This window comes from Virgibacillus xinjiangensis (assembly GCF_042643145.1).
GTDB lineage: Bacteria > Bacillota > Bacilli > Bacillales > Amphibacillaceae > Virgibacillus_O > Virgibacillus_O xinjiangensis.
Map to the genome: position 1 here is coordinate 23,311 of NZ_JBHRSA010000013.1, position 24,586 is coordinate 47,896.

At 44.0% G+C, this 24,586-nt stretch carries 22 protein-coding genes and 1 pseudogene; 10 read left to right on the top strand and 13 right to left on the bottom strand.

What is annotated here, in order from left to right; genetic code table 11:
* Nucleotides 1–8: 8 nt before the first annotated feature.
* Nucleotides 9–2,159, bottom strand: a complete 2,151-nt coding sequence (locus ACFOGI_RS04340; protein ID WP_390268972.1) for a peptide cleavage/export ABC transporter — start codon at nucleotides 2,157–2,159, stop codon at nucleotides 9–11.
* Between the two features lie 239 nt (nucleotides 2,160–2,398).
* Between ACFOGI_RS04340 and ACFOGI_RS04345 the strand changes: the two genes are divergently transcribed.
* The 4 genes from ACFOGI_RS04345 to ACFOGI_RS04360 all read left to right on the top strand — a co-directional run bounded on the left by ACFOGI_RS04345 (nucleotide 2,399) and on the right by ACFOGI_RS04360 (nucleotide 5,476).
* On the top strand, nucleotides 2,399–2,569 hold the full coding sequence (locus ACFOGI_RS04345; protein ID WP_390268975.1) for a class IIb bacteriocin, lactobin A/cerein 7B family: 171 nt from the start codon (nucleotides 2,399–2,401) through the stop codon (nucleotides 2,567–2,569).
* A 41-nt stretch (nucleotides 2,570–2,610) separates the two neighbouring features.
* Complete coding sequence (locus tag ACFOGI_RS04350) at nucleotides 2,611–2,793, top strand: Blp family class II bacteriocin (protein ID WP_390268979.1); 183 nt, start codon at nucleotides 2,611–2,613, stop codon at nucleotides 2,791–2,793.
* Nucleotides 2,794–3,282: 489 nt separating this feature from the next.
* Nucleotides 3,283–3,882, top strand: coding sequence for a DUF3267 domain-containing protein (locus tag ACFOGI_RS04355; RefSeq protein ID WP_390268982.1), 600 nt, complete (start codon nucleotides 3,283–3,285; stop codon nucleotides 3,880–3,882).
* A 304-nt stretch (nucleotides 3,883–4,186) separates the two neighbouring features.
* Complete coding sequence (locus tag ACFOGI_RS04360; protein ID WP_390268985.1) at nucleotides 4,187–5,476, top strand: hemolysin family protein; 1,290 nt, start codon at nucleotides 4,187–4,189, stop codon at nucleotides 5,474–5,476.
* A 158-nt stretch (nucleotides 5,477–5,634) separates the two neighbouring features.
* Here ACFOGI_RS04360 and ACFOGI_RS04365 read toward each other — a convergent pair whose 3' ends face one another.
* The 4 genes from ACFOGI_RS04365 to pdxR all read right to left on the bottom strand — a co-directional run bounded on the left by ACFOGI_RS04365 (nucleotide 5,635) and on the right by pdxR (nucleotide 9,330).
* Nucleotides 5,635–6,942, bottom strand: coding sequence for an N-acetylmuramoyl-L-alanine amidase (locus ACFOGI_RS04365; protein ID WP_390268988.1), 1,308 nt, complete (start codon nucleotides 6,940–6,942; stop codon nucleotides 5,635–5,637).
* Nucleotides 6,943–7,174: 232 nt separating this feature from the next.
* Nucleotides 7,175–7,417, bottom strand: a complete 243-nt coding sequence (tatA, locus tag ACFOGI_RS04370; RefSeq protein ID WP_390268991.1) for a twin-arginine translocase TatA/TatE family subunit — start codon at nucleotides 7,415–7,417, stop codon at nucleotides 7,175–7,177.
* Nucleotides 7,418–7,435: 18 nt separating this feature from the next.
* Nucleotides 7,436–7,777, bottom strand: a complete 342-nt coding sequence (locus tag ACFOGI_RS04375; RefSeq protein ID WP_390269151.1) for a YnfA family protein — start codon at nucleotides 7,775–7,777, stop codon at nucleotides 7,436–7,438.
* 173 nt (nucleotides 7,778–7,950) lie between these two features.
* Nucleotides 7,951–9,330: a MocR-like pyridoxine biosynthesis transcription factor PdxR gene (gene pdxR, locus ACFOGI_RS04380; protein WP_390268994.1), complete on the bottom strand. Its 1,380-nt coding sequence runs from the start codon at nucleotides 9,328–9,330 to the stop codon at nucleotides 7,951–7,953.
* 132 nt (nucleotides 9,331–9,462) lie between these two features.
* On the opposite strand from pdxR, the pseudogene ACFOGI_RS04385 reads away from it, so the two are divergent.
* Together ACFOGI_RS04385 and ACFOGI_RS04390 are read left to right on the top strand one after the other, a co-directional pair.
* A pseudogene (locus ACFOGI_RS04385) lies at nucleotides 9,463–9,540 on the top strand (FMN-binding negative transcriptional regulator); the annotation flags it as partial.
* Nucleotides 9,541–9,627: 87 nt separating this feature from the next.
* On the top strand, nucleotides 9,628–10,755 hold the full coding sequence (locus ACFOGI_RS04390) for a trans-sulfuration enzyme family protein (protein WP_390268997.1): 1,128 nt from the start codon (nucleotides 9,628–9,630) through the stop codon (nucleotides 10,753–10,755).
* A gap of 182 nt (nucleotides 10,756–10,937) precedes the next feature.
* Here the strand turns inward: ACFOGI_RS04390 and ACFOGI_RS04395 are convergent, their stop codons facing one another.
* From ACFOGI_RS04395 to mmgD, 7 genes are all read right to left on the bottom strand, one after another.
* Entirely contained in the window at nucleotides 10,938–12,413 is a 1,476-nt protein-coding gene (locus ACFOGI_RS04395; protein ID WP_390268999.1) for an aldehyde dehydrogenase, read from the bottom strand.
* Between the two features lie 10 nt (nucleotides 12,414–12,423).
* Nucleotides 12,424–12,618, bottom strand: a complete 195-nt coding sequence (locus tag ACFOGI_RS04400; RefSeq protein ID WP_390269002.1) for a 4-oxalocrotonate tautomerase — start codon at nucleotides 12,616–12,618, stop codon at nucleotides 12,424–12,426.
* Between the two features lie 128 nt (nucleotides 12,619–12,746).
* A complete protein-coding gene (locus ACFOGI_RS04405; protein ID WP_390269005.1) occupies nucleotides 12,747–13,712 on the bottom strand; it encodes a catechol 2,3-dioxygenase in 966 nt (321 codons plus the stop codon).
* A gap of 65 nt (nucleotides 13,713–13,777) precedes the next feature.
* Nucleotides 13,778–15,292 (bottom strand): 4-hydroxyphenylacetate 3-hydroxylase family protein, encoded by a 1,515-nt coding sequence (locus tag ACFOGI_RS04410; protein WP_390269008.1) that lies wholly within the window; start codon nucleotides 15,290–15,292, stop codon nucleotides 13,778–13,780.
* Nucleotides 15,293–15,553: 261 nt separating this feature from the next.
* Entirely contained in the window at nucleotides 15,554–17,440 is a 1,887-nt protein-coding gene (locus tag ACFOGI_RS04415; protein ID WP_390269011.1) for a XylR N-terminal domain-containing protein, read from the bottom strand.
* Nucleotides 17,441–17,787: 347 nt separating this feature from the next.
* Nucleotides 17,788–19,227 (bottom strand): bifunctional 2-methylcitrate dehydratase/aconitate hydratase, encoded by a 1,440-nt coding sequence (locus ACFOGI_RS04420; protein WP_390269014.1) that lies wholly within the window; start codon nucleotides 19,225–19,227, stop codon nucleotides 17,788–17,790.
* Nucleotides 19,228–19,274: 47 nt separating this feature from the next.
* Complete coding sequence (gene mmgD, locus ACFOGI_RS04425; RefSeq protein WP_390269017.1) at nucleotides 19,275–20,366, bottom strand: citrate synthase; 1,092 nt, start codon at nucleotides 20,364–20,366, stop codon at nucleotides 19,275–19,277.
* 125 nt (nucleotides 20,367–20,491) lie between these two features.
* On the opposite strand from mmgD, the gene ACFOGI_RS04430 reads away from it, so the two are divergent.
* Nucleotides 20,492–21,361: a LysR family transcriptional regulator gene (locus ACFOGI_RS04430; protein ID WP_390269020.1), complete on the top strand. Its 870-nt coding sequence runs from the start codon at nucleotides 20,492–20,494 to the stop codon at nucleotides 21,359–21,361.
* Nucleotides 21,362–21,491: 130 nt separating this feature from the next.
* Here ACFOGI_RS04430 and ACFOGI_RS04435 read toward each other — a convergent pair whose 3' ends face one another.
* On the bottom strand, nucleotides 21,492–22,229 hold the full coding sequence (locus ACFOGI_RS04435; RefSeq protein ID WP_390269023.1) for an SDR family NAD(P)-dependent oxidoreductase: 738 nt from the start codon (nucleotides 22,227–22,229) through the stop codon (nucleotides 21,492–21,494).
* Between the two features lie 194 nt (nucleotides 22,230–22,423).
* On the opposite strand from ACFOGI_RS04435, the gene ACFOGI_RS04440 reads away from it, so the two are divergent.
* The 3 genes from ACFOGI_RS04440 (at nucleotide 22,424) to ACFOGI_RS04450 (ending at nucleotide 24,572) form a co-directional block, all read left to right on the top strand.
* Entirely contained in the window at nucleotides 22,424–23,023 is a 600-nt protein-coding gene (locus ACFOGI_RS04440) for a TetR/AcrR family transcriptional regulator (RefSeq protein ID WP_390269026.1), read from the top strand.
* 394 nt (nucleotides 23,024–23,417) lie between these two features.
* Nucleotides 23,418–23,762 (top strand): DUF4064 domain-containing protein, encoded by a 345-nt coding sequence (locus tag ACFOGI_RS04445; RefSeq protein WP_390269029.1) that lies wholly within the window; start codon nucleotides 23,418–23,420, stop codon nucleotides 23,760–23,762.
* A 15-nt stretch (nucleotides 23,763–23,777) separates the two neighbouring features.
* Nucleotides 23,778–24,572, top strand: a complete 795-nt coding sequence (locus ACFOGI_RS04450; RefSeq protein WP_390269032.1) for a hypothetical protein — start codon at nucleotides 23,778–23,780, stop codon at nucleotides 24,570–24,572.
* The last annotated feature ends 14 nt before the right edge of the window (nucleotides 24,573–24,586 follow it).

Sequence of the window (24,586 nt, forward strand, 5' to 3'; positions counted from 1 at the left end):
CCTTTCTTCTAAATTTCCCATAGACTGTAATATTTACCTTTCGATTCTAATAACTGCTCATGTGTACCTGATTCGACAAGCCGTCCTCCATCCATGACCAAAATATCATCGCATTTTTTGGCAATTTTTAGATGGTGAGCAACAAAAATAATGGTTTTATCTTTGAGGTTTAACAAATTAGATATTATTTTATGTTCTAGAAGAGTATCCATATTACTTGTAGCTTCATCTAGGATCAAGACTTCTGCGTTCTTTAATAACGCTCTGGCTAGAGCTATTCTTTGCTTTTGACCTCCTGATAGGTTTGAGCCTCCTTCTTCTATCGGAGCCTGAAAACGGAGTGACTGGGAGTTTATGAACTCCGTCAATTCAACAAGTTCACAAACCTCCAAAATTCTTTTGAAATCTATGTTATCTCGTATGCCGAATGTTAAATTTTCCAGTATTGATCCATAAAAGAAAAATGAATCCTGTGGGACATAGGTTACATGATCCCTTAAATAATATTTATCAATATCTTTTGAGTTTATATTATTAAAGGCAATGCTGCCTTCTTTCGGTTCATAATAGTTAACTAAGAGTTTAGCTACCGTTGACTTACCAGAACCACTGACCCCCACTAGTGCAACTTTGGAACGGAAAGGAATAGAAAAGGAAACATCCCTCAACACAGGAGCTTTCAAACCATAGGAAAAAGTTACGTCATTGAATGTAATTTCATTATCCAAGATGGACGGATCTTTCACTTTCAATCTCTCATGTTCACTTACTTCTGGCTCAATATAAAACACCTCATTTAGACGCTTATTCGCTACTTGAGCTGTTTGTATCTTTACTTGTAAATTAATAATATTTTTAAGTGGTTTTATGAAGAACACCAATAGAGAATTATATGTAATGAGTTGCCCAATACTGATTTCTCCATCTATAACCAAAAAGGAACCAACCCATAGGATGACTACAGTACTCAGCAATTCGATTAGATGCTTGAAGGAGCTCTGCAAATTATCCAGATTAGCCCTAACAAAGGTCTTCTTTAGAAGTTTCACAAACTTCTCGTCAACCTTATTGTAGATTCTTTCCTCGGCATGGTATGACTTGATTGTCTCTACCCCATTAATACTTTCTATCATACTTGAATTCAGTTGGGCACTAGCAACCATTTCCTGCTCGTTCGCCTTTTCATAGAATTTGACAAAAGACAAAATAGCGATGATATAAAATGGCAAAGTACAAAGTGTGATTAGAAATAACGTCATATTCTGTACTGCCAGCACAATGCCGATAATGATTACCATGCCTATGTCTAAAATCATTGATAATGTAGCGCTGGCTAGAGCATCAATGATTTTATTGGCATCAAGAAACCGGGACATTATGTCTCCGACTTTTCTTGTAGCAAAGAAATTCATGGGCAGGTGTAATACATGCTTAAAATAGCTAAGCATCATATCAATACTCATATGCTGCCCCATGATTAGTAATATGTAACTTCGACTATATTCAAATATAACCTGGAATATATAAACGAACACAAGGCCTATAGAAATAATACTTAACGAATCTTTTGTTCCATTAGGAATAAAATAGTCAATTAATCCTTGAAAGTAGTAAGAACCTAATACTCCAAACAAAGTTATTAGCAAGGAAGCCAGGAAAATATTGAATATCATCGCTTTCTTTCTGAAAATCGTAGGTAAAAACGATGTTATTCCAGCCACTTTTTCCTTTTGTGGAGCGTATTCTTCAGTAGGGATCATTAGCAATAGAACACCTGTCCATTCCTTTTCAAAGTCCTCAATTGGCTTCTTGACTATTCCTTCCCCAGGATCAGCTATTATTAGCTTATCTTTTTTGACTTTATGTATTACCACGTAATGAAAATAGGACTTATTCACCATTACATGGGCTATAAGCGGAAAGTGCAGATCTTTTTCCTTCCACACACTGCTGTCTGCTTTTATTGCGGTACAGTCGAAACCTAATTCTTCCATACATTTTTTCAATCCAAAAGCTGATGTTCCATTGGAATCTGTTCCTGACAATTCACGTAATCTGCTGAGTGGAATCTCAGTCTTGTAGGTCTTTAATACAGTTGCAAGGCATGCAATCCCGCAATCTCTTTCATCTTGTTGTCTTATACAAATCATACTGACCATAACCCTCAATGCTATTTTATATTATAGTGCCAATCCGAAAAATGTTACACAATTGTTACATTTATTCCATAAGGAACTATATCAATTAATCTATTAAAAGGCAATAATACTTTGAAAACTGGAAGAAAAAAGTACAAAAAAACCATAATTAGAAAAATTAAGTAAAAATATTACATTTTCTTTGCAATTATGCTACTATATTTTTTGTGTGTTCAAAAAAGGAAAGGAGGAGGATGAAAATGGAAGAAGCTTTGAAAAAAAATATGAGTGAGAGCGAGCATAAAGTTCTCAGTGAAGATGAATTAATGGATATCGATGGTGGATTAGCATTTACTGGTTCTGCAATCGTAGGTGGAGTTCTGTTTGTTGGCGGTGTCGCTCTTGGTGCTGCTTGGGCATTTTCAGACTGATTTGTAGTTTTAAGTAAAAATTAACTTAGGGAGGAATTCATATGGATAATGTGGTATCGCTTGAGAAAAATAATTATGAAGTTATAGGAAACGACGAACTAATGGATATTGATGGTGGTTTGGTAATCACTGGTTCCATGGTAGTAGCTGGCGTGGGCATCCTTGCTGGTGGTGTAGCTGTCGGATATGCTGCTGGTACAGTAGTCGAAAACTGGTTAGACTGATTAGGCAGAGAGGAAAGTATTGTACATGACCATTGGTTTTCTGACGATTGGTAAGTTAAGTATATTGTTGGGGATTGCTTGTCTTGTCGGACTACTAATAGCTAACTTCTTAAACATTGTCAAGGTTCCAAAATTAGTTCCACCTATTGTACTACTAATCTCACTTACAAGTCTATTCGCCCTTATCTAAGGGGAATTCATAAAAACAGCAATAAGATTAAGATGGTACTAACAGAGCTTAAAGCAACTTGGCTCACACTGAAAGTTTTGGACAGAAGGCACAGTTGATCAGTCACTCTTATATAACAGAGTGTTCCTTTCTACTTAAATTACGAATCATTTATAGAGTAAATCATTTCCTCAAACAGTCCAATTTGTAAATGAATTGGACTGTTTGTTTAATTGAAAGCTTATACAGCTACTTATGCTAAAATATAAGAGGTTCGTTACTATCCATATTTTTAAAGGTCGTAATCTAGGGGAGAAAACATGTTTAATATAAAGTTCAAAGGAAAATATACAGACGAGAACCAATTGAAAAGAGGATCATTGCCTCATAATGCGGTCAAATTCAAAGAGCCGAATAGTATTTCTACAGCGTTTTTATTAGGTGGACTAATCAGTTTGCCTATACTTTTACTTTCCACAACTATAATGATTATGAAAATCGAAAATTTCCTGGCCATACCTGTTTATCATTATGTATTCATTGGCCTGCTAAGCATGATTCTTACATATGTGCATGAATTGATTCATGCATTCAGTTTGCCAAGATACTCAGAAAAAGAAATCTGGACGAAAATGAACGAAGGGGCCTTGTTCGTTCACTTTAATAGTCCATTATCAAAATATAGATTTGTATGGGTATGCATGGCGCCGAATATCATACTTGGATATCTCCCCTTTCTATTATTCTCCATTGGAGTTTTTGATTTTAATAATATTATATCTGTATATGTTGGCATTTTATCCTGGGTTATGATTCTTACGGGTATTGGTGATTATTTGAACGCCTATAATGCGATCAGACAAGTACCTCCAGATGCAAGAATCATCAACCATGGAATCAACTCTTACTGGGTTAGATAGCACAAGTAGCTGTTTCTTATAACCTCAGCTCTCAAGGCAGACAATAAAACTCTTTTTTACTTGTCCACCTTGCAATGGACCTTTGTTGGCTGGATACGTACATCCAAGCTTCGACCATCCTATGAAATCCTCTTCCATCCAACACCTAATAAAGCACCCTTCAGCCAACCGGCCAGGCTTGAAGGGTGCTTGTTTATTCGGGCATTGATCCGCTGTAAAATGCTCCTACCTATTAAATGAATAATTACGTATGATAAACTATTCTATATTACTTAATAATTTGGAAAGAGGTTAAGCTTATCTCATGACACTTCTGATATTGTACTTGTTTTTGGCAATAGGCATATCATTTCTTTGTTCCATACTGGAAGCCGTTTTTCTGTCCACCACTCCCTCGTACTTGAATGTGAGAGCGGAAGACGGAAACAAACGGGCCAATCTTTTCCTGGATCTGAAGAAAAGTGTGGACCGTCCCCTTTCCGCTATCTTGACGCTCAATACCATCGCCCATACCGTAGGGGCAGCTGGTGTGGGTGCGCAAGCCACTAAAGTATTTGGTGAAGCATATTTTGGGGTGATTTCGGCTGTTCTTACCATTCTCATCCTTGTCTTTTCCGAGATCATTCCTAAAACGCTGGGCGCCAGGTATTGGAAGAAAATGGCGCTGGCATCTGGTCAAATCATCCAATACTTGATCTATATTACGTACCCGTTTGTCATCATTTCTGAGCTCATCACCAAAGTGATCTCAAGCAAATCCTCTGATGGCCAAGCAACTACGACAAGCAGAGAGGAATTAGCCGTGTTGGCGAATGTTGGGACAGAAGAGGGAGTTTTTGAGGAAAATGAGAATAAAATGATCCAAGGCTCCATCAGACTGAAAGGAGTCAAGGTCAGTGAGGCAATGACCCATCGGACCGATATCATTGCACTCCCTGCAGATGCAACGCTGAAAGAGGTTATATCCGTCATCACCGAAGAAAGATTTTCAAGACTGCCAATCTACGAAAAAAGTATCGATAATATTGTTGGAATACTGTATGTCAAAGATCTCATTGAGTATCTGAGCGAACCGCATGATATGGATGATTTCGATTTGATGGATTTCTGCAGGACACCGTATATGACGCCAGAGTTCAACACGATGGCAGAGTTATTCAAGGATTTCCAGGATAACAACATCCATATCGGCATCATCATCGATGAATTCGGCGGAACAGCTGGGATTGTTACACTGGAAGATCTATTGGAGGAAATTGTCGGTGAGATTTTCGATGAAGATGATGAAGTTGTTACCGATATCGTAAAGCTTGATAACAACACCTTCCATGTCAACGGAAGCATCAACTTGGACGAGGTAGCAGACTATTTCCATGTGAAACTTCCTATCGACGAATATGAAACGCTGAGCGGATTTATCATTAGCCAAATCGGACGTATCCCCGAGGCTGGAGACAACGACTCCATTGAGTATGCAGGATTGACCTTCCAGATTGAAGAAGTAGATGGCCGAATGATTTCCAAGGTGAAAGTATCTAGAAATCCTGTAGGGACAGGGTCATCGTCCGACCTAATGAATCAATCAGAAACATAGATGTGAAAAGTAACCATTCTACTTCTGGCCAGGGGTATAGGATGGTTACTTTTTTATAGAATCTCCTGATTGTCAAAGTTGGCTGGGAAATTCTCGTGCCGCTCTGACTTGCTGTTCGATTGCCATGTGAGAAGGAAGACAGCCTTTCTAGTGATCGCTCAGTCCTTGCTGAAATGGTCTTCCAATCCAGCGACAATGCCCTTAGCAGCTTTTTCTTGGTATCCATCCGTTTGGACTAGCTCTCGTTCTTCCGGATTGGAAATGAAACCGAGCTCTATTAATAGAGCCAGTTGCCTGTTTTCTCTCAACACTTTATAATCAGCTTGCTTCGAGCCGCGATCCGTGAGCTGGACGTGACGGACCAATGATTTCTGAACGGATTCGGCAAGCTCCTGACTCCCATTATTATAAAAGATATCGACTCCACTTATTGATTGGTCTTTGAATGTATTATAGTGCAGACTGATGAAGGCATCTGCAGCAGTGGAATTACTGAGTTGCACCCGCTGGTCGACGGAAATGAACGTATCTTCTGTCCGGGTCAACGTGACGGAAGCCCCCTTATCACGCAACTGTTCATAAAGTTTCCTTGCTGTAGAAAGGTTTATTGTTTTTTCATCCACCCCTGACCGGACCGCTCCTGTATCCTTTCCACCATGACCCGGGTCAATAACAAAATGATAGCCAGACAAAGCCTTTTCACCAATTTGCTCCCTGCGTGCATCTTGATTTACATTTTCTTCCCTGACTTCAGCAGGTGATGCTTCTTTTTCATCATTTTCTTCTGCTTCTTCATCTTCATAGTTTTGAGGGGATACTGTTTCCGATTCCTCTTCTTCTATATCTTCTGGCATCTGTTGCCGATCCACTTTTTCATTTGCATCCTCCTCCCTGACTTCAGCAGGTGATGCTTCACCTTCATCACTTACTTCCGCTTTTTCATCCTCATTCTTTGGAGCAGATACTGTTTCCGATTCCTCTTCTTCTATATTTTCTGGCATCTGTTGCCGATCCACTTTTTCATTTGCATCCTCTTCCCTGACTTCAGCAGCCGATCCTTCACTTTCATCAACTTCCGCTTCTTCACCCTCATTGTTTGGAGCAGATGCTGTTTCCGATTCCTCTTCTTCGGTATCTTCTGATGTTTGTTGGCGATTCACTTCTTCATTTGCCCCTGATACCGCTGCCTCTGTGGATTCACTTTTTTCCACCAGCAAATATAGGGCGATCCATGCTTCTTTACCATTATAAAATGTTCTTCCCCATCCATTCGATTCTTGAAAAATCGTGACCTGTGCACCGCTGTTCAAATAAGCTAGAACTTCTCCGCCTTGGTCTGGTGCCTCCCGCAAATTCACGGTTTCCGAATGGACCTCATATAACTGCCCACTATCCGCATGGACGGTTGGTTCAAAAATAAAGAGACATACAAAAAAGCCGATACCTACCATAAGTTTATGTTTCATTTGGAGTGCCTCCCAATTGCTAGTCTGATATATTGGCAGTTTTGCCAATAGACGCGGCCAATATACATGCTGATGGTAGATTGGCAGACTCAAGTTTTGGAAGGCAGCAAGTCCAAAAAATGTCAAAAGCGCTGTATCATTGTCCGATACAACGCTTTTGTGTGAAGTGCGTAAAATGTGACTCCGGTTTATCCTTTTCCAACGCAATACACATATTTTATTGGATTCTATATTAAGATTTATTATCGGATTGATTGCTTTCGTCTTTTGCAGCATCGACTTTGACTGCATCTGTGGCAATGTCATTTACCCGATCGATTGGTTCTTTCACATCATCCAAGATATCGTTTGTCGATCGTTTAAATTCAGATAAAGTTTGTCCAACTGCTTTTCCTAATTGCGGAAGTTTCGATGGTCCAAAGATAATTAAAGCAATAAGTAAAATTAAAATAAGCCCTGGAATACCGATATTCATCAGATTTAAGATAGGTATTTAATGACGTGGTGCAAATAAAATTACGGATACACCAATTAGGCAGATACCAGCACCTGTCCAATCATATAAATCAGGTGTTTTCTTATCAATACCCCAACCCCATAAAACAGAAAGAACTACAAAAACTCCGCCATATGCGGCATAAACTCTACCGAACGATGGAAAGGCTTGAAATGTAGCAATCACACCGTACAAGGCTAGTGCCATTCCACCACCTATTCCCCAATAAAGTGGTTTTCCTTCTCTTAACCATAACCAAATTAGATAACCTCCACCAATCTCGGCAATACCTGCAATTATAAATAATTGATTGCATAAATTATATAGACCACTTCCAATGACAACATTTTTATAATAGATTATAACTTACTCTTATTGCATTAACCTGCTCCAATACCTACAAAAGAAGCAGTACCGTTGTTGTGGTAATGTACCCGGCAGCTTAATGGTAAAATATTAAAAACTGCTGAAGGATCTCCCTGGTAAATGAACAAATATCTAAAAAGGCACTTTTATAACCACGCTTCTCTTAGGAGATTTACACCAAGCTCAATTTCATCAAAAGAAAGACCGCTAAATCCTAATTTAATCAGTGGTCTATCTGAATGGTTTTTTATGAAATAGATTGAAGTTGGCCGCACTTTTACACCATAATGATAAGCCTGCTCGATCAGCCATTCTTCTGAGCACTCCACATCTACTTCAATTAATACGTACAAACCGGACTGTTCGCCAATAATGGATATACTCTGCCCAAAATGTGTTTTCAATATTGATACGAGGTGTTTCATTTTTCTTTTATAAACAAGGCGCATTCGCTTAATATGCCGATTCCATTCCCCGTTTTCCATAAATCTGGCCATTGTCAATTGGCTGAACAGGGATGTCGAGCTTTCGAAGTTCAGGAACCGATTTTTATAACGGTCTAAGAGCTGCTTTGGCAACACCATATAGCTTAAACGCAATCCTGGGAGAAATGATTTGGAGAAATTCCCCAGGTAAATGACCCTTGTTGAATCAATAGAAGCAAGTGCTGGAAACGGCCGTTGCGTATATCGGAACTCACTATCATAATCGTCTTCAATAATGTATCCCTTTACCTTGTTTGCCCACCCGATGAGCGTTTGTCGTTGTTGAATGGACATGCTTACACCGTACGGACTGTGATGAGAAGGTGTTACATAGATTAAGGCAGAATCCATCTGCTCAAGTTGCGATAGATCTGCACCCGCTGCATATACTGGCAGATATTCAAGCGAAAACCGGTGGAATTGAAAAGCTTCCCTGGCGCCATCGAACCCTGGATCTTCTACGATCATACCTGAGAAATCTTCCTGTAGGATATAGCCTAGATTAATCAACATTTGTTGTGTACTGCTGCCAATAATAATGGCATCTGCATCTGTTCTTACCCCGCGTGATTGGAATAAGTATCCTGCGATTTGTTCACGCAGTCTCATCTCTCCGAAAGGATCCCCATACCGAAAACTCTCAGGCAATGATAGAACATGATTCGCTGTTCTCCTCCATATTTTCAAGGGGAAATGGGACTGGTCCACAGCATCTGTCCTAAAATCGACACGTACGGATTCTTTCTCTCTCCTTTTCTTTTTGTCAGGGAGGCTTGGTGGTTCTTGGTAAAGAGTTGGCTCTAATGGATTGACAAAATAACCCTTTCTTCCTTCTCCGCGTATATACCCCTCCGCTACCAGCTGATTATACGCCATTAGGGTTGTATTGCGACTTACTTGAAGAGAATCAGCAAGTTGCCGGATGGAGGGCAGTTGTTCATCAGCTTCCACATTTCCCTGTTCAATAAATGATTTGAACTGCTCGTAGATTTGTTTGTATTTGGGAGAGCTTTCGTTTAAGGCAAATAGATAATCTTTCATATAACATCTCCTGACATGCTTGATTATTTAAAACTGTATCTTTTTAAATGTCAGATTCTATCATAATATATTTTATATAATCGATAGTTTTTTTTAAACTGCGAAATTAAATGAGGGGTGATGAGGATCTAAATTCCAAAGCACTTTGAAATCAAAGATGAAAAAGTGACGGAGGAGATTATAGAGGAAAACAGCTTTGCTACGCAATTTTAACAACATCAGGGTTATCTCAATGCAACCAAATTAAGCCCATGATCACGCATCATGACAATAAATCTTTGAAAGTGAGGAATATGTATGCGTTTTGAAACAAAAGCCATTCACTACGGACGTTCGATTGACAAATCAACGAGCTCGGTCACCATGCCAATCCATCTCTCTACGACATTCGAACGAGCTGCAGATGGCTCCTATCCAAATGAGTTCGTGTATAGCCGGGAAAACAACCCCAACCGTCAGGCTCTGGAAGACTGCCTCACATCGCTTGAAGATGGGTACGATTGCGTCACGTTCGCATCAGGAATGGCAGCAATCACTTCAGCAATCGAGGCCCTTCCTTCGGACAAACCACGTCGGGTTATCATGCCAAACGATATGTATTTTGGTATTCGCTCCCTTCTTTCGGAAACGGATATTGATGCAAAGTTTGACATAGTGATTGTTGACATGACAGATCTTCAAGAGGTGGAGGAAGCGATAAAAAGCGCCCCAACCGGTCTGGTTTGGATGGAAACGCCGTCTAATCCATTATTGAAAGTTGCCGATATTGAAGCCGTTGCCAAGTTAGCACAAGAGTCTGGCGCTTACACTGTTGTCGATAATACGTGGGCAACGCCAGTTCTGCAGCGTCCCCTCACTCTTGGAGTTGATTTGTCCATCCATTCTGTGACGAAATATCTAGGAGGCCATAGTGATTTAATGATTGGTGCAGTTGTCGCAAAATCAGATAGTCCTATGTTGACCAATTTACGAGCATGGCAACACTCAAAAGGTGCTGTGCCTTCCCCTTTCGACTGTTGGCTTGCGCTGCGAGGCGTACAATCACTTGCCCCTCGGATGATGACCCATTGTGCAAACGCAACGGAAGTTGCAGATTTTTTAAAGGCTCATCCGAATGTTGAAGCCGTTCATTATCCTGGTTTATCTGGCCATCCAGGACATCATATTGCAGCACGGCAGATGAGCTCATTCGGCAGTATGTTGTCCTTTCAGGTGAAAGGCGGTCAACGTGAAGCAATGGCTGTTGCTGCGAAGGTACAATTGTTTACCCGTGCTACAAGTCTGGGGGGAACGCACAGTTTCCTGGAGCACCGTGCTTCCGTTGAAGGAAGCACAACGATGGCTCCGCCAAATCTATTGCGTGTATCAATTGGCCTCGAACATGTGGATGATCTTAAAGAAGATTTATCCCAGGCGTTAGAATAAATAAGGAACCGTCATTCAGAGAGGAAAGATACTTTCTTTTCCTCTCTGTTTATTTCTCTAACTCTTTGTATAAGCCATTTGAACGTCATTAAAACTGCCCGTTCGTTGAACAAACTTAAAGCGCTGTATCAATTTCTGATACAGCGCTTTTGTATGAGGTGGAGAAGTGTCTCCGATATATCCTATTCCAACGCAATACAGATATTCTTCGCTTCGGTGAAGAACTCCATGCTGTGGTGTCCGCCTTCGCGTCCTACCCCGCTCTGGTTGAATCCTCCGAATGGGGCGCGCAGGTCGCGGACGAACCAGCAGTTGACCCAAATTGTGCCGGCCCGCACATGATGGGATACCCGATGGGCCCGCTGCAGATTGTCGGTCCAGACGACTCCGTTCAGCCCGTAGTCCGTGTCATTGGCGATTTCCAATGCCTCCTCTTCTGTCTCGAAAGGAATCAGCGTGACAACCGGCCCGAAGATTTCCTCCTGGCTGATACGCGCTTTCGGATCCTCCTGGATATAGATGGTCGGCTCCAGGTAATACCCGTCCTTTAAATGCTCAGGAAGTTCCGGCCGCTTGCCGCCATGGACAAGGGTGGCTCCTTCCTCCTCGGCAATTTCAAAATAGCTGGTGACTTTTTCATAATGCTCTTTGCTGACCAGCGGTCCCATATTGGTTCCGCTGTCCTGCGGGTCACCGACCTTGAAACTGGCGGCCGCTTCCCTGAACCGTTCGACAAACTCATCGAAAATCGACCGCTGTACGAGAATCCTCGACCCGGCCAAGCATACTTGGCCGGAGTTCATGAACGCTGCCTGCAGGGACGTCTGGATGGCCTTATCCAGATTGGCATCCTCAAAAATGATATTGGCTGCCTTTCCGCCCAACTCAAACGACACTTTTTTCAACGAATCGGCACCGCTTTTCATGATCGATTTCCCTGTGGCTGTTTCCCCTGTAAAGGAGATGAGGTCCACATCGGGGTGGGTAGTCATGTATTCGCCTGCAGAACCTGGGCCGAATCCATGGATGACATTCACTACACCGTCAGGGATGCCTGCTTCTTTTGCAATCTCCCCGAGAAGCGAGACCGTCAGTGGTGTCACTTCCGCCGGTTTGATGACTGCCGTGTTCCCTGCAGCAAGGCATGGGCCCAGCTTCCAGGTGGTCAGCATGAACGGCAGATTCCATGGGGTGATCAAGGATGCCACACCCACCGGCTCATACCGGGTGTAATTCAAGTAGTCTTCATCCATCGGATAGACTTCGGCTCCTTGCTTCTCCATGAAATCTGCGAAGAATTTCAAGTTGTTCGCCGCCCGTGGTATTTCCTTTTCCAGGGCTACCGGGTATGGCTTGCCGACATCCATCGCTTCCAATCTGGCCAATTCTTCTTTTCGCTCCAGAATGATCTCGGCCATCCGGCGCAGCTTCTGACAGCGCTCCGATAAAGGCATGGTCCTCCATGGCCCTTCCTCGAATGCCTTCCTTGCTGCCCGGCAGGCACGGTCCACTTCTTCCTCTTTCGCCTCCTGGACATGGGCGATGATTTCCTGTGTAGCAGGGTTGTAGACATCGAACTTGGCATCGGATGCAGATTCCAGATATTCACCATTCACAAAGGACTTCACTTCTTTGACGCGTGTCTGGACATGTTCCATAATGACCCTCCTAGAGATTTTTCCGCTTTTTGACCGATTCTCCGGCTATTCCCCAATGTTCCGGTGCCATCTCGTTAATTTGTATACGTACATTTTCCTTCGGTGCATCCAATACATCTGAAACGACCCCCGTCACCTCATGGATGAGCCGCTCCTTCTTTTCCGCTTCCCGGCCTTCCAATATGTTTATCTGAATAAACGGCATGCTGACTTTCCCTCCATTTTCTATGCTATTTGCATGTGGCTTCCTTTGAATCGATACGGGCTATTCTAATCCACAGATACAGGCTGCACAGCACGAACCAGCGTTCATGACGTGCAGCCTACTGCCTGTTACTTGCTCGGCACTTTGCTTGGCACATCCGGGGTGCCATATAAGAAATACTCATTCGGCAATGGAGATCCATACCAGATGATTCCTTTTTCGAGTTCGTCTTCCTTCCATGTGATCGGTTTCCAGTCAGGATCCAGGATCAGGTAACCGGAGTCTCCGAACAGTTCCACACGGTTTCCGCCCGGCTCGAATACATACATGAAGTATGCTTGGCTGACCCCGTGTTTACCTGGTCCGGCTTCAATCTGTACGCCGCTTTCCACGAGCAGGTCAGCTACATCCATCAAGTGTTGTGGATATCCATACCAGAACGCCACATGGTGGAAACGACCTTTTCCGCCCCGCTGGTCACTCATCAGCGCGATTTCATGGACAAGCGGGCTTACACTCATCCAAGCACCCATCTCCAGACCATCATTCATGATGATGTTCTCGCGTAATTTGAAACCAAGCTCATCGGCCATGAAATTTTTATTGGCTGTCACGTCACTGCACATCAAGTTCACATGGTCCAGTCGTCTCGCAGGCACACCGACATTCGGCTTCCTTTGCGGACGGCTTTTGAGCGCCGTCTTCTGATCCTCTGGAGCTTGGTAATATTCCACATCCCAAAGCAATTCCATTTGATGGCCGTCAGGCGTCCGGAATTGATAGGCCTGTCCATGGCCGAGATCGCCTTCAATCCATCCTTGTCCATACCCGCTTTTCTCCAGGGACTGGACCTTGCGGTAGAGGGCTTCCTCCGACCCGGACCGCCATGCCGTATGGGCCATGCCTGGCTCTTTGGCTTCCGTGATTTTCAGTGTATGGTGATAAAAATCCTCATACGCTCTCAAGTAGACGGACTGTCCTGCTCTTTCTGTCACTTGAAGGCCCATGATATCTGTAAAAAACTTCACGGTTTCCTCCGGTTTTGGTGAATACAACTCCACATGCGCCAACTGTGCTACATCAAAATTTGACATTCTGACTCCCCCTTATTATTAATGGATATTTTTGAAAAACAGCTGAAAACGTAAGGACGTACGGTTTACTTGATTCCACTCAATTCACTTTTGCCGGCATTGAGCCACGTATCATTGGTCCAGCCTTCCAAGTCATAGTCGCTCATCGCGGTATCGACGAAGGAACGGTATTTGTCAGCCGCACCCACTCCCTCTGCATGCTTGAGTGCTTCCAGGCGGATGTTGTCGGTATTGCCGCCATAGTTGATTTCATACAGTTCATGCCGGCCGCCGAACTCGGAACCGACGGAATCCCAGACCATCTTCAGCAATTTCACCCGGTCCTCTGCACTGATTCCTGTTCCCCGGTAATATTGGTCCAGATATGGACGCAATTCCGGATTCAGGAAATCATTCGCACTGGAAGGGAGCTGAATCAAGCCGCCGGCGACCACCTGTTCAAAGATATTTTTGACTCTCGGCCATGTCGACGGAGCCAACACACGGTAGGCATTGCAATATTCCCCGTTCGGTACGGCGATGCCGTTGCTTCCGATTTCCGGTTCAGTTGCCATCGAGGTGGACAATCCCCAGAACATATTGCGAAGGGCGATCACTTCACCCAGATTCGCTTGGACTCCTCTGAATTGGTCGGTGCCGGAAGCTTCGGTAGCCTTGAGCAGAAGGCCGGCCATGAAATCGAGCTTTACGGCGAACCGAGTGCATCCATGGAACGTAAAGCGGTTGAAGAACCCGGTTTCCGTGAAAAAGTTGTTGGTGGTTTCCACATTTTTATAAGCCAACACGTCTTCCCATGGAATGAAGACATTATCCAGGACAATCACCGCATCATTTTCATCAAACCGGCTGGAAAGCGGATAGTCGAATGGCGACCCGGTCGCCGCTGCCTGCTGTTCATACGACTGGCGGCTGATCACTTTCACTCCTGGCGCGTTCATGGCAACGAAAAAGATGAGCGCGTGACTGACATCCCCTTCTCCCAGATCTTTCGGTCCGTAATTGGATACGAAGTTATAATGGGTCAGTGCCGCGGCAGTTCCAACCATTTTTGCCCCACTGACAATGATGCCGTCATCCTTCTCCGCTACGGCCCGGACGAATACATCCTTGTTTTCGTGTAGTGGTTTCGAACGGTCCACCTGCGGATTGACGATGGTATGATTAATGAATGGCACATCTTTTGATGCTTTCCTATACCATGCTTTCGCATTGTCCTCAAATCCTTTATAGTAGTCGGCGTAGGCATCCAGTTGGGCGGTGAAAGACGCCTTATAATCTGGTGTGCGTCCCATGAAGCCGAAGTTCATTTTAGACCAGGTGGCAATCGCATCCCTTGATTCCAACAGATCCTGTGCATGTCTGGAAGTTTTGAAGAATTTATGTGTCTTGTCCCCATATTCCGTCGTGGTCACCAGCTTGCTCTCCATCTCTGGATCATGCAGGGCATCATACATCCGCGCATAAGAGCGGGCGGAATTTCTATAGGCAGGATGTTCCGTCACATCCTCGATCTTTTCTCCATTCAGGTATACTTCTCTTCCATCCCTCAAGCTCTCCAAATATTCTTTGCCGTTCAGCATGGTTTCGCCTCCTGTTCGAATATTTTTTCTAAAAACTTCTTATTTTTAGATTATCAATGTAAGCGTTAACAAACAATGACATCATCCGACGGAAAAGAAAAGAACTTCTGCAGGTATCTGTCTGTTTTTAGATCATTGGAAGGGACAAATGTGTATGGATTATGCAAAAAGAGCATAAAAAAACGCCCAGTCATTTAAATTCTGAGCGCCCGTGCTAATGATATGCTGATATACCGTCAAAACGGCCATGTTATCAAAAAGCTAATCCAGCTCTATTTCCCCGATCAGAATCAATGCCTGCAACGACAGCAGCAATTGATGATTAGTGGTCGGGTTGCGCAAATCCATCTCCAGCATCTCTTCTATTTTTCCGAGACGATACCTGAGACCACTGAGTGACAAGGCGATATCAGCTGCTGTTTGTTCCAGGTTGCCGCCGTTCGATAGGAAGATATGCAAGGTTTTCAAAAGCTCCAGTTTTTTATGGTTCATGTCTTCGCATAACGGTCCGAGTATATAGGAAGCAATCCGCTTCACTTCCTGTTCATTGTTGGCATTGATCAGCGGTCCCATCAGGCCGAGCCTGTCAAAATGAATGATTTTATTCTTCCTGGTGGCCATCCTTAATGCTGTCAGTGCCTCCCGGTAAGAATCCACTGCCTGTCCGATTTGGTCGGAGGGCAGACTCATCCCTGCAGAAAATGTTGCCTCGGGATACTCCTCGGTAAGAAATTGGAAATAGTCCCTGCACAGGGTGTCGATGTCTTTCTCGCCATCCCCCTGTTCCGGGATCAGCAAGGTGATCCGGTTGGTGTATTGGCTGATCAATATCTTCAGTTGATTCCTTTTGAAGTATTGCAGTGTCGTTTCCAGAAGATCCTCATAGAAGAGCAGCTCCTCTTCCAATGGTTCTTTGCTGGTAGAGCATTTGACTGCCATGATTTTAAAGGGCTGGTGAAGATCGACCTGGAAATAGTTGCTGCGGCGCAGGATTTCATTCGGCTGGTATTTCCCGCTTAGGATTTCCTCCAGGAACCGCCCCTTGACCCGTTCTGCTGCTTCGATCTCCGTTTTTTCATTCAATAGATACAGGGAAGAGACAGATGAAATCTGTTCGATGATCATCCGATGGGCATTGGAATTGGATTCCGATACAGCTCCCTCTTCTCCGCAAAAGGAACAGTATCCGATAATGTCATCCTGCAAATAGATCGGTGTGACCAACCGGGTATGATTGTCCAATTTCAATAGTTTCGTATGATTGATGGGGTTTTTCTGCCTCATCGGGTGATCCATATAGCAACGGAAATCCTCGCATGCTGCTTCCAATTCCTCCTCGGTGAACCCCTCTTGGGCCAACACACTAAGCTTCGCGTCCTCAATAAGGATGGGAACATCCATATACTCATTCACGACGTGGGCAATCGAATGGAGATCACGCCTCCTCAACAGCTCATTGGTCAATTTCTTATGGACCGTATAGGTCTTTGCAAAATTATTCCGTTCCTCCAACAGCCTCTCATAAGTTACTTCCAGCTCTTTGACAATAGGCGATTCCTGGTAAAAAGGCAGTTCATCATCGACTTCCCCGTCCCAGAGATCCAGTGATTTGCCGACCCATCTGCAGTGGGAATCCCCTGCCCCATAACAAGAAACTTCTTTGAAAATGATGGGTCTGTCGAATATCTCGCTGAGATAGCCGCTGGCATAACCTGTCAATGTATAGCATACAGGGGTTGGTGAGCAGCCGAACTGGCGGACATGTTCCACCGCCTCATAAGACTTCTCCCAGATTCCTTCCATGTGGACGGAGGCTTTCTCATTGCCATCTGGCCGGATCACCTCTATCTTCTCAGGGATGGATTGCACATGTCCTTGCATCGTATGGAGGACAGGACCGTACTCCGCCAATTTTTCCAAGGAGGCTCCTTTCCTATCCTTCATTTTTCTCGCGTCATGTCTCCCCAATTCTTCTCCATACCTTATCAGAAACCCTTTCACCCGCTTTTGGCCGATATTCTCAAGCAGGTCCTTCCTCAATGTACCAAACGCAGAGATAGATGTAAGAATGGACCGGTCCCCATCGAAATGAATCGTCCCATCCTCCATTATTTGCAAGCCATCACGCAATTTGTGTTCTACTACCATTGAATACCTCCATCATTGAATTCTCTCCTGACTAACCCCTCATATCATTGTTTGTAATCGCATTCATTTCTTTGGAGAAAATCATAGATAGATGCGTTCCAACTATTTCTATATATCTATTTGATTTCTGAATATTAATAATTAATATTATATAACATTCGTCTGGTAAATAAAAAACAAATAGCTTCAGTTTTACCGAAAAAATCTGCAGGTTTTTGCTGGTCGAGAGGAAGTGAACTGGAAAATGACAGCAAAAATGCCCCAAAAGCACTGTTTCCTGTAACTTTCAGGGCATCCTTCTACCTATATTTACAGTTTGATAGAGTCACGATCAATCATGCGTTCCCTCAAGGTTGAGTGAAAAGCTCGGTGAATTCATGGACCTTCATGTTCACCAGCTGATTGTAGTCACAGGTTTTTTCTTTGATGGATTGCAGCTGTTTTTCCGGATATTTAGTAGAAAGATTTGCTGCGTACTTCTCCAGGATTTGGGGGATTGCTTCATTTCTGCGGAACCGGTGCCCCAGCGGATACTCGCAATCGACTTTGTCCGTGGAAGTGCCATCATTGAAATGCACTTGGACGGCATTGGCGATCGAGCGCTTATCCGGATCCAGATAATCCTCGGTATACCGTCTATCTTCCTCGATGACCATTTTTTCGCGGAGGGCATCGATTCTCGGGTCCTGTGCCGCTTCATCTTCATAGTCTTCTGCCGTGATGTTCCCCTTCAGCAATCCAACAGCAGTTATATATTGGAGGCAATGGTCACGGTCTGCCGGATTATTCAATGGACCTGTTTTATCGATGATCCGGATGGCTGATTCATGGGTGGTGATGGTAATCCGGCTGATATCCTCCCAGCGGTTCCTCACCTCAGGGGAAAGTTGTACGGCTGTTTCCGCTGCCGTCTGGGCATGGAATTCAGCCGGATAGGAAACCTTGAACAGAACATTTTCCATGACATAGCTATCCAATGGCTGACTGAGCGTCAAGCGCTGTTTGTTGAAGAGTACATCCTCGAAGCCCCAGCCTGGTGCACTCAAGGCCGTAGCATAGCCCATTTCCCCTTTCACAGCCATCATCGCCAGCCGTACTCCCCTGCTGGTCGCATCGCCTGCAGCCCAGGACTTTCTTGACCCGGTATTCGGTGCATGCCGGTATGTCCGGAGACTGGAATTATCAATCCAGGCATGGGATAAGGCATTGATGATTTCCTGACGGCCGCCACCCAGCAATTTGGTAACGACAGCAGTAGTCGCAATCTTTACATATAGGACATGATCCAGTCCTACCCTGTTCAAGCTGTTGTCCAGGGCAAGTACGCCTTGGATTTCATGAGCCTTGATCATCATTTCCAAGACTTCTCTAACGCTCACCGGCTCTTCGCCTCTGGCGATCCGCTCCTGGCTGACATAGTCGGCAACCGCTAGAATTCCGCCCAGGTTATCGGAGGGATGGCCCCATTCGGCAGCCAGCCAGGTGTCATTATAATCCAGCCAGCGGATCATCGCGCCAATATTGAAAGCTCCCTGTACCGGGTCCAGCACATGAGGAGTCCCCGGCACCCTTGTTCCGTTCGGCACGACTGTACCCGGGACGACCGGACCCAGAAGTTTGGTGCATTCCGGATAGTTCAATGCGAGAATTCCGCAGCCCAGTGTATCGATCAGTACATAGTGGGCCGTAGAAAAGGCCTCCTCACTGGTGATTTCATGGTCACAGACATAATCTGCAATTTGCTCCAACAATGTATCGGTTTTCTTTTCTGTTTGGACTTTCAGCATCAATTTTCTTCCTTTCCTATTTGGATTCGTTTTTTCATTCATGCATATCAATTGCCTGTGTAATGCACTCTTGGCCGGAACAGACGGTTGTTTTCATGCTGCTCGATGACATGGGCAGCAATCCCGGCTGACCTGGCAGTAAAGAAAATCGGCGTATATAAAGGGATCGGGATTCCCAGCATCCAATAGACTGGGGCTGCATAATAATCCAGATTCGGATACAGCCCTTTCTCCTCTTCCATCACCCGTTCACCAGCCTCACACATATCAAGCAGCAGATGATCTCCCTTCCGGTCACATAATTCCTTCAGTGCTTCTTTCATCACGATGGCCCTTGGGTCCATTCGCTTCATATAGACACGATGGCCGAATCCCATGATCTTCTCTTTCATGCGCAGTTTCCTGTACATCAACCGTTCGAATGCTGCGGCAGAATCCGCTTCATTCAACATATACATCACCGCTTCATTCGCTCCCCCATGCAGACTTCCCTTCAGAGACGCGACTCCGCCTGTCAAGGCACCGTACATATCGGACTGGGTGGAAGCGATCACCCTCGCGGTGAAGGTGGAGTTAGGCATTTCATGTTCACTGTAAAGCAGCAGGGACCGGTCAAAAATTTCCGTTTCCAGTTGGGATGGTTCTTTTCCTGTAATCATATAAAGGAAATTCGCGCTGTAGGACAAGTTCTTGTTCGGCTGAATCGGCTCCTCCCCATTGATCAGCCGGTAGCTGTTCACCGTGATGGCAGGAAGTTTGCCCAAAATATCATAGGCCCTTCTTTTGTTTGCCGAAAGTTCCCGATTCTCCAAATCCGCATCATATCCTGCAAGGGCAGACAGTCCTGTACGGAGACCATCCATCGGGTGGGTGGTGCCCGGCAATAGTTTCAGAATCTCTGTAATACCTGCCGGAACTTCACTTTGCATGTTCAGCTTCCCTTCCAGCTGTTCTTTCTCCTGAATGGATGGAAGATTCCCCTCCAATAAGAGATGGGCGATTTCTGCATAGCCGACCCTGCTCGATAAATCGATCAGGTCTTCCCCTCGGATGATGATTTTCTCTTGGACCGTATCCAGCAGGGAGATTTCCGTTTCAGCAGCAATGACACCTTCCAGGCCTGCGGTATATGTCTTCATGAACTTCTCCTCCTTTATGTAATTTTTATAATTTTATTATAAGTTTGAATTAGGCATAAAAAAAATATATAATTTCTATGACCAGACATAGAAATTTTCTATTTCTCGTGGAGGTGGCAATAGAGATGAATTATCATGATTGGGAGATGCTGGACATTTTAAAGTCCACGGAGAACATCACAAAGGCATCACAGCTCCTGTTCGTCTCCCAACCCACTGTGACGTCGCGGATACAGAAACTGGAAGAGCATTATGGCGTGAAACTCATCCTGAGAAAACAGAAAGGGATCACCTTCACGCCCGAAGGCGAGCAATTGGCAAAGCATGCGACAAAGATGCTCCATGCCCAACGGAGGATCGAGGAACAAATGGACAATATGAAATCACAGGTCTCCGGCACTCTCCGGGTGGGGGTTTCCAACTTCTTTGCCCTCAACAAGATGCCGAAGCTCCTCCGCCTGTTCAAGCAAGAGTACCCGAACGTGGAGTTCCAAGTAGTGACAGGCTGGAGTAGCGAGGTTCACCGCCTGATTCTCAATCATGATGTACATATCAGTTTCATCAAAGGGGATTACACATGGAGAGAGAAGAAAGAACTGCTCTATGAAGAAGAAATCTGTGTCGCCGCCCCCTGGGAGTTTGAGTGGCAAGACCTGCCGGAAGCGCCCCGGATCGATTACTACACGGATGAGAAAATGAAAGACATCGTCGACGCTTGGTGGTACAGCAATTACAGCCAACGCCCCAATATCAATATTCAGGTGAACCAGGTGGAAACATGTAAAGAAATGGTCGTGAACGGGCTAGGCTATGCCATTCTCGCCAACCTGGTGGTGCGGGATTATCCAGACCTTTCCATCAAGCCCTTGCTTGACACTGCAGGCAGGCCGATTACCAGAAAGACATGGATGTACTATCTCGAAGACTCCTTGGAAATGAACATCGTACGGGCTTTCGTCCAGTTCATCAGGGAGTTGGATGTGAAGGCATTGTAGGGATGGGTTATACCTATGGATGGAGGAGTTAGGAAGTAGTCCTTTTTATGATGGTTAACCCGTTGATTAGAGCATAAGAAAAACCCATCCTGAATGAAATTCAAGATGGGTCCTTATGGTCAGTCTTCTATTATTGTGCTGTATATCCACCATCAATGACCATGGAATTTCCGGTCATGAAGGAAGAATCATCGCTGGCCATGAAGAGTACGGCTTTGGCCATTTCTTCTGGCTGGCCCAGACGCTTCATTGGTGTGGCATTCGTCAAGAATTCTCTGTCGGTTTCCCCTAGGATTGGCGTTTCGATAAATCCTGGGCATAACGCATTCACCCGAATGTTGCGCTCTGCATATTCCAAGCCAAGTGAACGGGTCAAGTTGATCACACCTGCTTTGGCGGCATTATATGCTGCACTTCCAGGAGATCCGACCCAGCCATACATGGAAGCTGTATTGACGATGACCCCGCTTCCAGCTTTCAAGAATTCTTTGATGGCCGCTTGGGCTACCAAGAACACGCCATCCAAATCAACCTCTACCGTCTTTCTCCATTCTGCATAGGTCAATTCTTCTGTCGGTTTCACCGCACCGATTCCGGCGTTATTGAATAAAACATCCACTTTTCCAAACGTAGATAAGGTGGTAGAAAATATATTTTGCACTTCTTGTTCACTCGTTACATCTGCTTTTACGAACAGGGCTTCTGTTCCTTGGGATTTCAGTTCTTTTTCGATGGCAGCGCCTTTTTCCTCGTTCATATCTATCAATACCAGTTTTGCTCCTTCAGCTGCGAACAAGCGTGCCGTTGCAGCACCGATACCAGATACTCCACCTGTGATGACTGCTACTTTATCCTGCAATTTTCCCATTTATGATACCCCCTGTTATAATATATACGAACATCTACTCATGTAAAAAGGCTTACATCCTTATAATAGTATCTGGTTGGATAGAGTCCAACCAACAATAGTTTTACGAACGTCCAGTTGATAGACACATCCGGACGTACTGTCCATGTACTATACATACAATAAAGAATTGAACAAGATTGGGGGATACTCTGATGGAAGAGCAGCTTTCCACTCCACGCAAAGATAGAACAAAAGAACATTTCCAGCAGGCACTGGTCGACTTGATCAAAGAAAAAGGGTTCCTTGCCGTCACGGTCAAAGATATTGTGCAATATTCCAGATACAACCGCAGTACATTCTATATCCATTATCATGATAAATTCCATTTAGCCGATGACCTTCTCCACACCAAACTTCAAGGACTGGAGGAAGCTGTCGGAATACCGTACCAGTCGGACCGATATATCCATACCGTTGACCTGAATGCAAGGTCTTTTGGGATTATCACCTATATCCATGAAAACCGTAAATTTTTCGACCTGATCAACTATCCAGATACCATCCCTGGCATACATACCGAATTCCCACAGACCATCTTGAAAATCTACCAGGAAAAATTCCAATTCCATACGGTCAACAATACACCCGTCGATATGGATTATTTTACCCGCTACACTGCCTATGGATTTTATGGCCTCTTAACCAATTGGATCAACACGAACTTCGAAGCATCACCGGAGGAATTTATCAAAGAACTGATCAAGCTCTCGCGAACACATATTGAATCTGTCCGGTATACGGGGGAGATATGAATGAATTGAGAAAATCTTGGACAGGTGCAGATGTCCGAGTTTTTTTCATACGAACCAATCCATACCCCTTTACCCCTATGCTGATAAAGAAGAAATTGATGTTTCCCGTCTGTGAGCTTTGACAGAGCTACTCCAAGGCCCAGTTTGTTGCAGGATTTTCGGCCCCGTTCATTGTTTTATCATTTTCGACCTTATAAAGACTATTTGAATAATCCTCTCAAGAAGTCCTGCTGACGGTTTGGTTGAGGGGATTGTTCTATATATTCATCTGTTTCACCTCTATAATTCCATACATATTACCAATTATTGTCAATAACCCCCTTTCATTTGCCTGATTTTGGTAGTAATATAATACTAGTTACTATTCAAATTTTTCTGAAAGGAGGTGTAACCCTTGAATAGGACAACAGAGTTAGTTCTCGGTATTATCGGTGGATTAATAGGATTTGGTGGTGCTTTTTTGGCTTTATTTGTAGGGTCGGTCGATGAGGCAATAAATGGGACATCTGAACTTAATGGGTTAGGAACAAGTGCTTTTATTTTTAGCGCACTCGCTATAATAGGAGCCATACTAGTCAAATTCAAACCGAAATTAGGCGGATGGCTCATGTTAATCAGTGGTATTGCAATTCTGATTTCTATCAGTTTATTCGGCGTAGTACCCGCCCTATTTCTTATCCCGGCAGGTCTTATGGGAATTATAAGAAAATCCAATGGAAAAAAGGAAAAGGCTGCATAAAGAAGGGGAATGAAAATGAAGAAATTTATTATTATATTAACAGCTATTAGTTTAAGCATGTTTATTACAGCTTGTGGCTCAGAAGATATTGCGGGAGATACAAACTCTGATTCTCAATCAAATGAAGTAGATAGCAATACCAGTGAAGATAATAATACTAACCAAAATGAACAAGAAGAAGCCGAGTCTGAATCAGAGGCCGAGTTAGAAATTGTACAAACTACTGGCGGAACTTGGAAAGATTCTATTGACAGTGTTTGGGTTCATTCATCAGCAGTCTTCGAAAACACAGGTGATACTCCAGTTAAAATAGGAGAAACCCAGATGAACTATAAAGATACGGATGGTGGAATATTAGGAACCTCTTCTATGATTTATTCAGTTCCTAGTGTGGTAGCTCCAGGCGAAAAAGCTTTCATTTCAGAAACTACTATATTAGATGGAGTAAATGATGCCTCAGTATATGGTGAAACCACATATAATTTCAATTATGATATTACAGATGAAAAGTCCAACCTTCTTGAAGTGTCGGGTGTTAAAGGCACAGCAGGTGCTGATGAATACTCTACCCCTTACAAAGTAACGGGTGTAGTTAAGAACACAACTGAAGAAATGCAAGATGATATTCGAATAGCTGCAGCTTTATTTGCTGAAGATGGTACACTTCAAGGTGTATTAAAAGGTAGTGTGGATGTTGGAGTGAATCCTGGAAGTGAAGCTGGCTTTGAGCTGACCTATCCAGAAATACCTAGGGAAGATGCTAGTAATATTGAAACAGTAGAAGTAAAAGCATACGGTTGGAAATGGTAATATTTGTCTAAAGA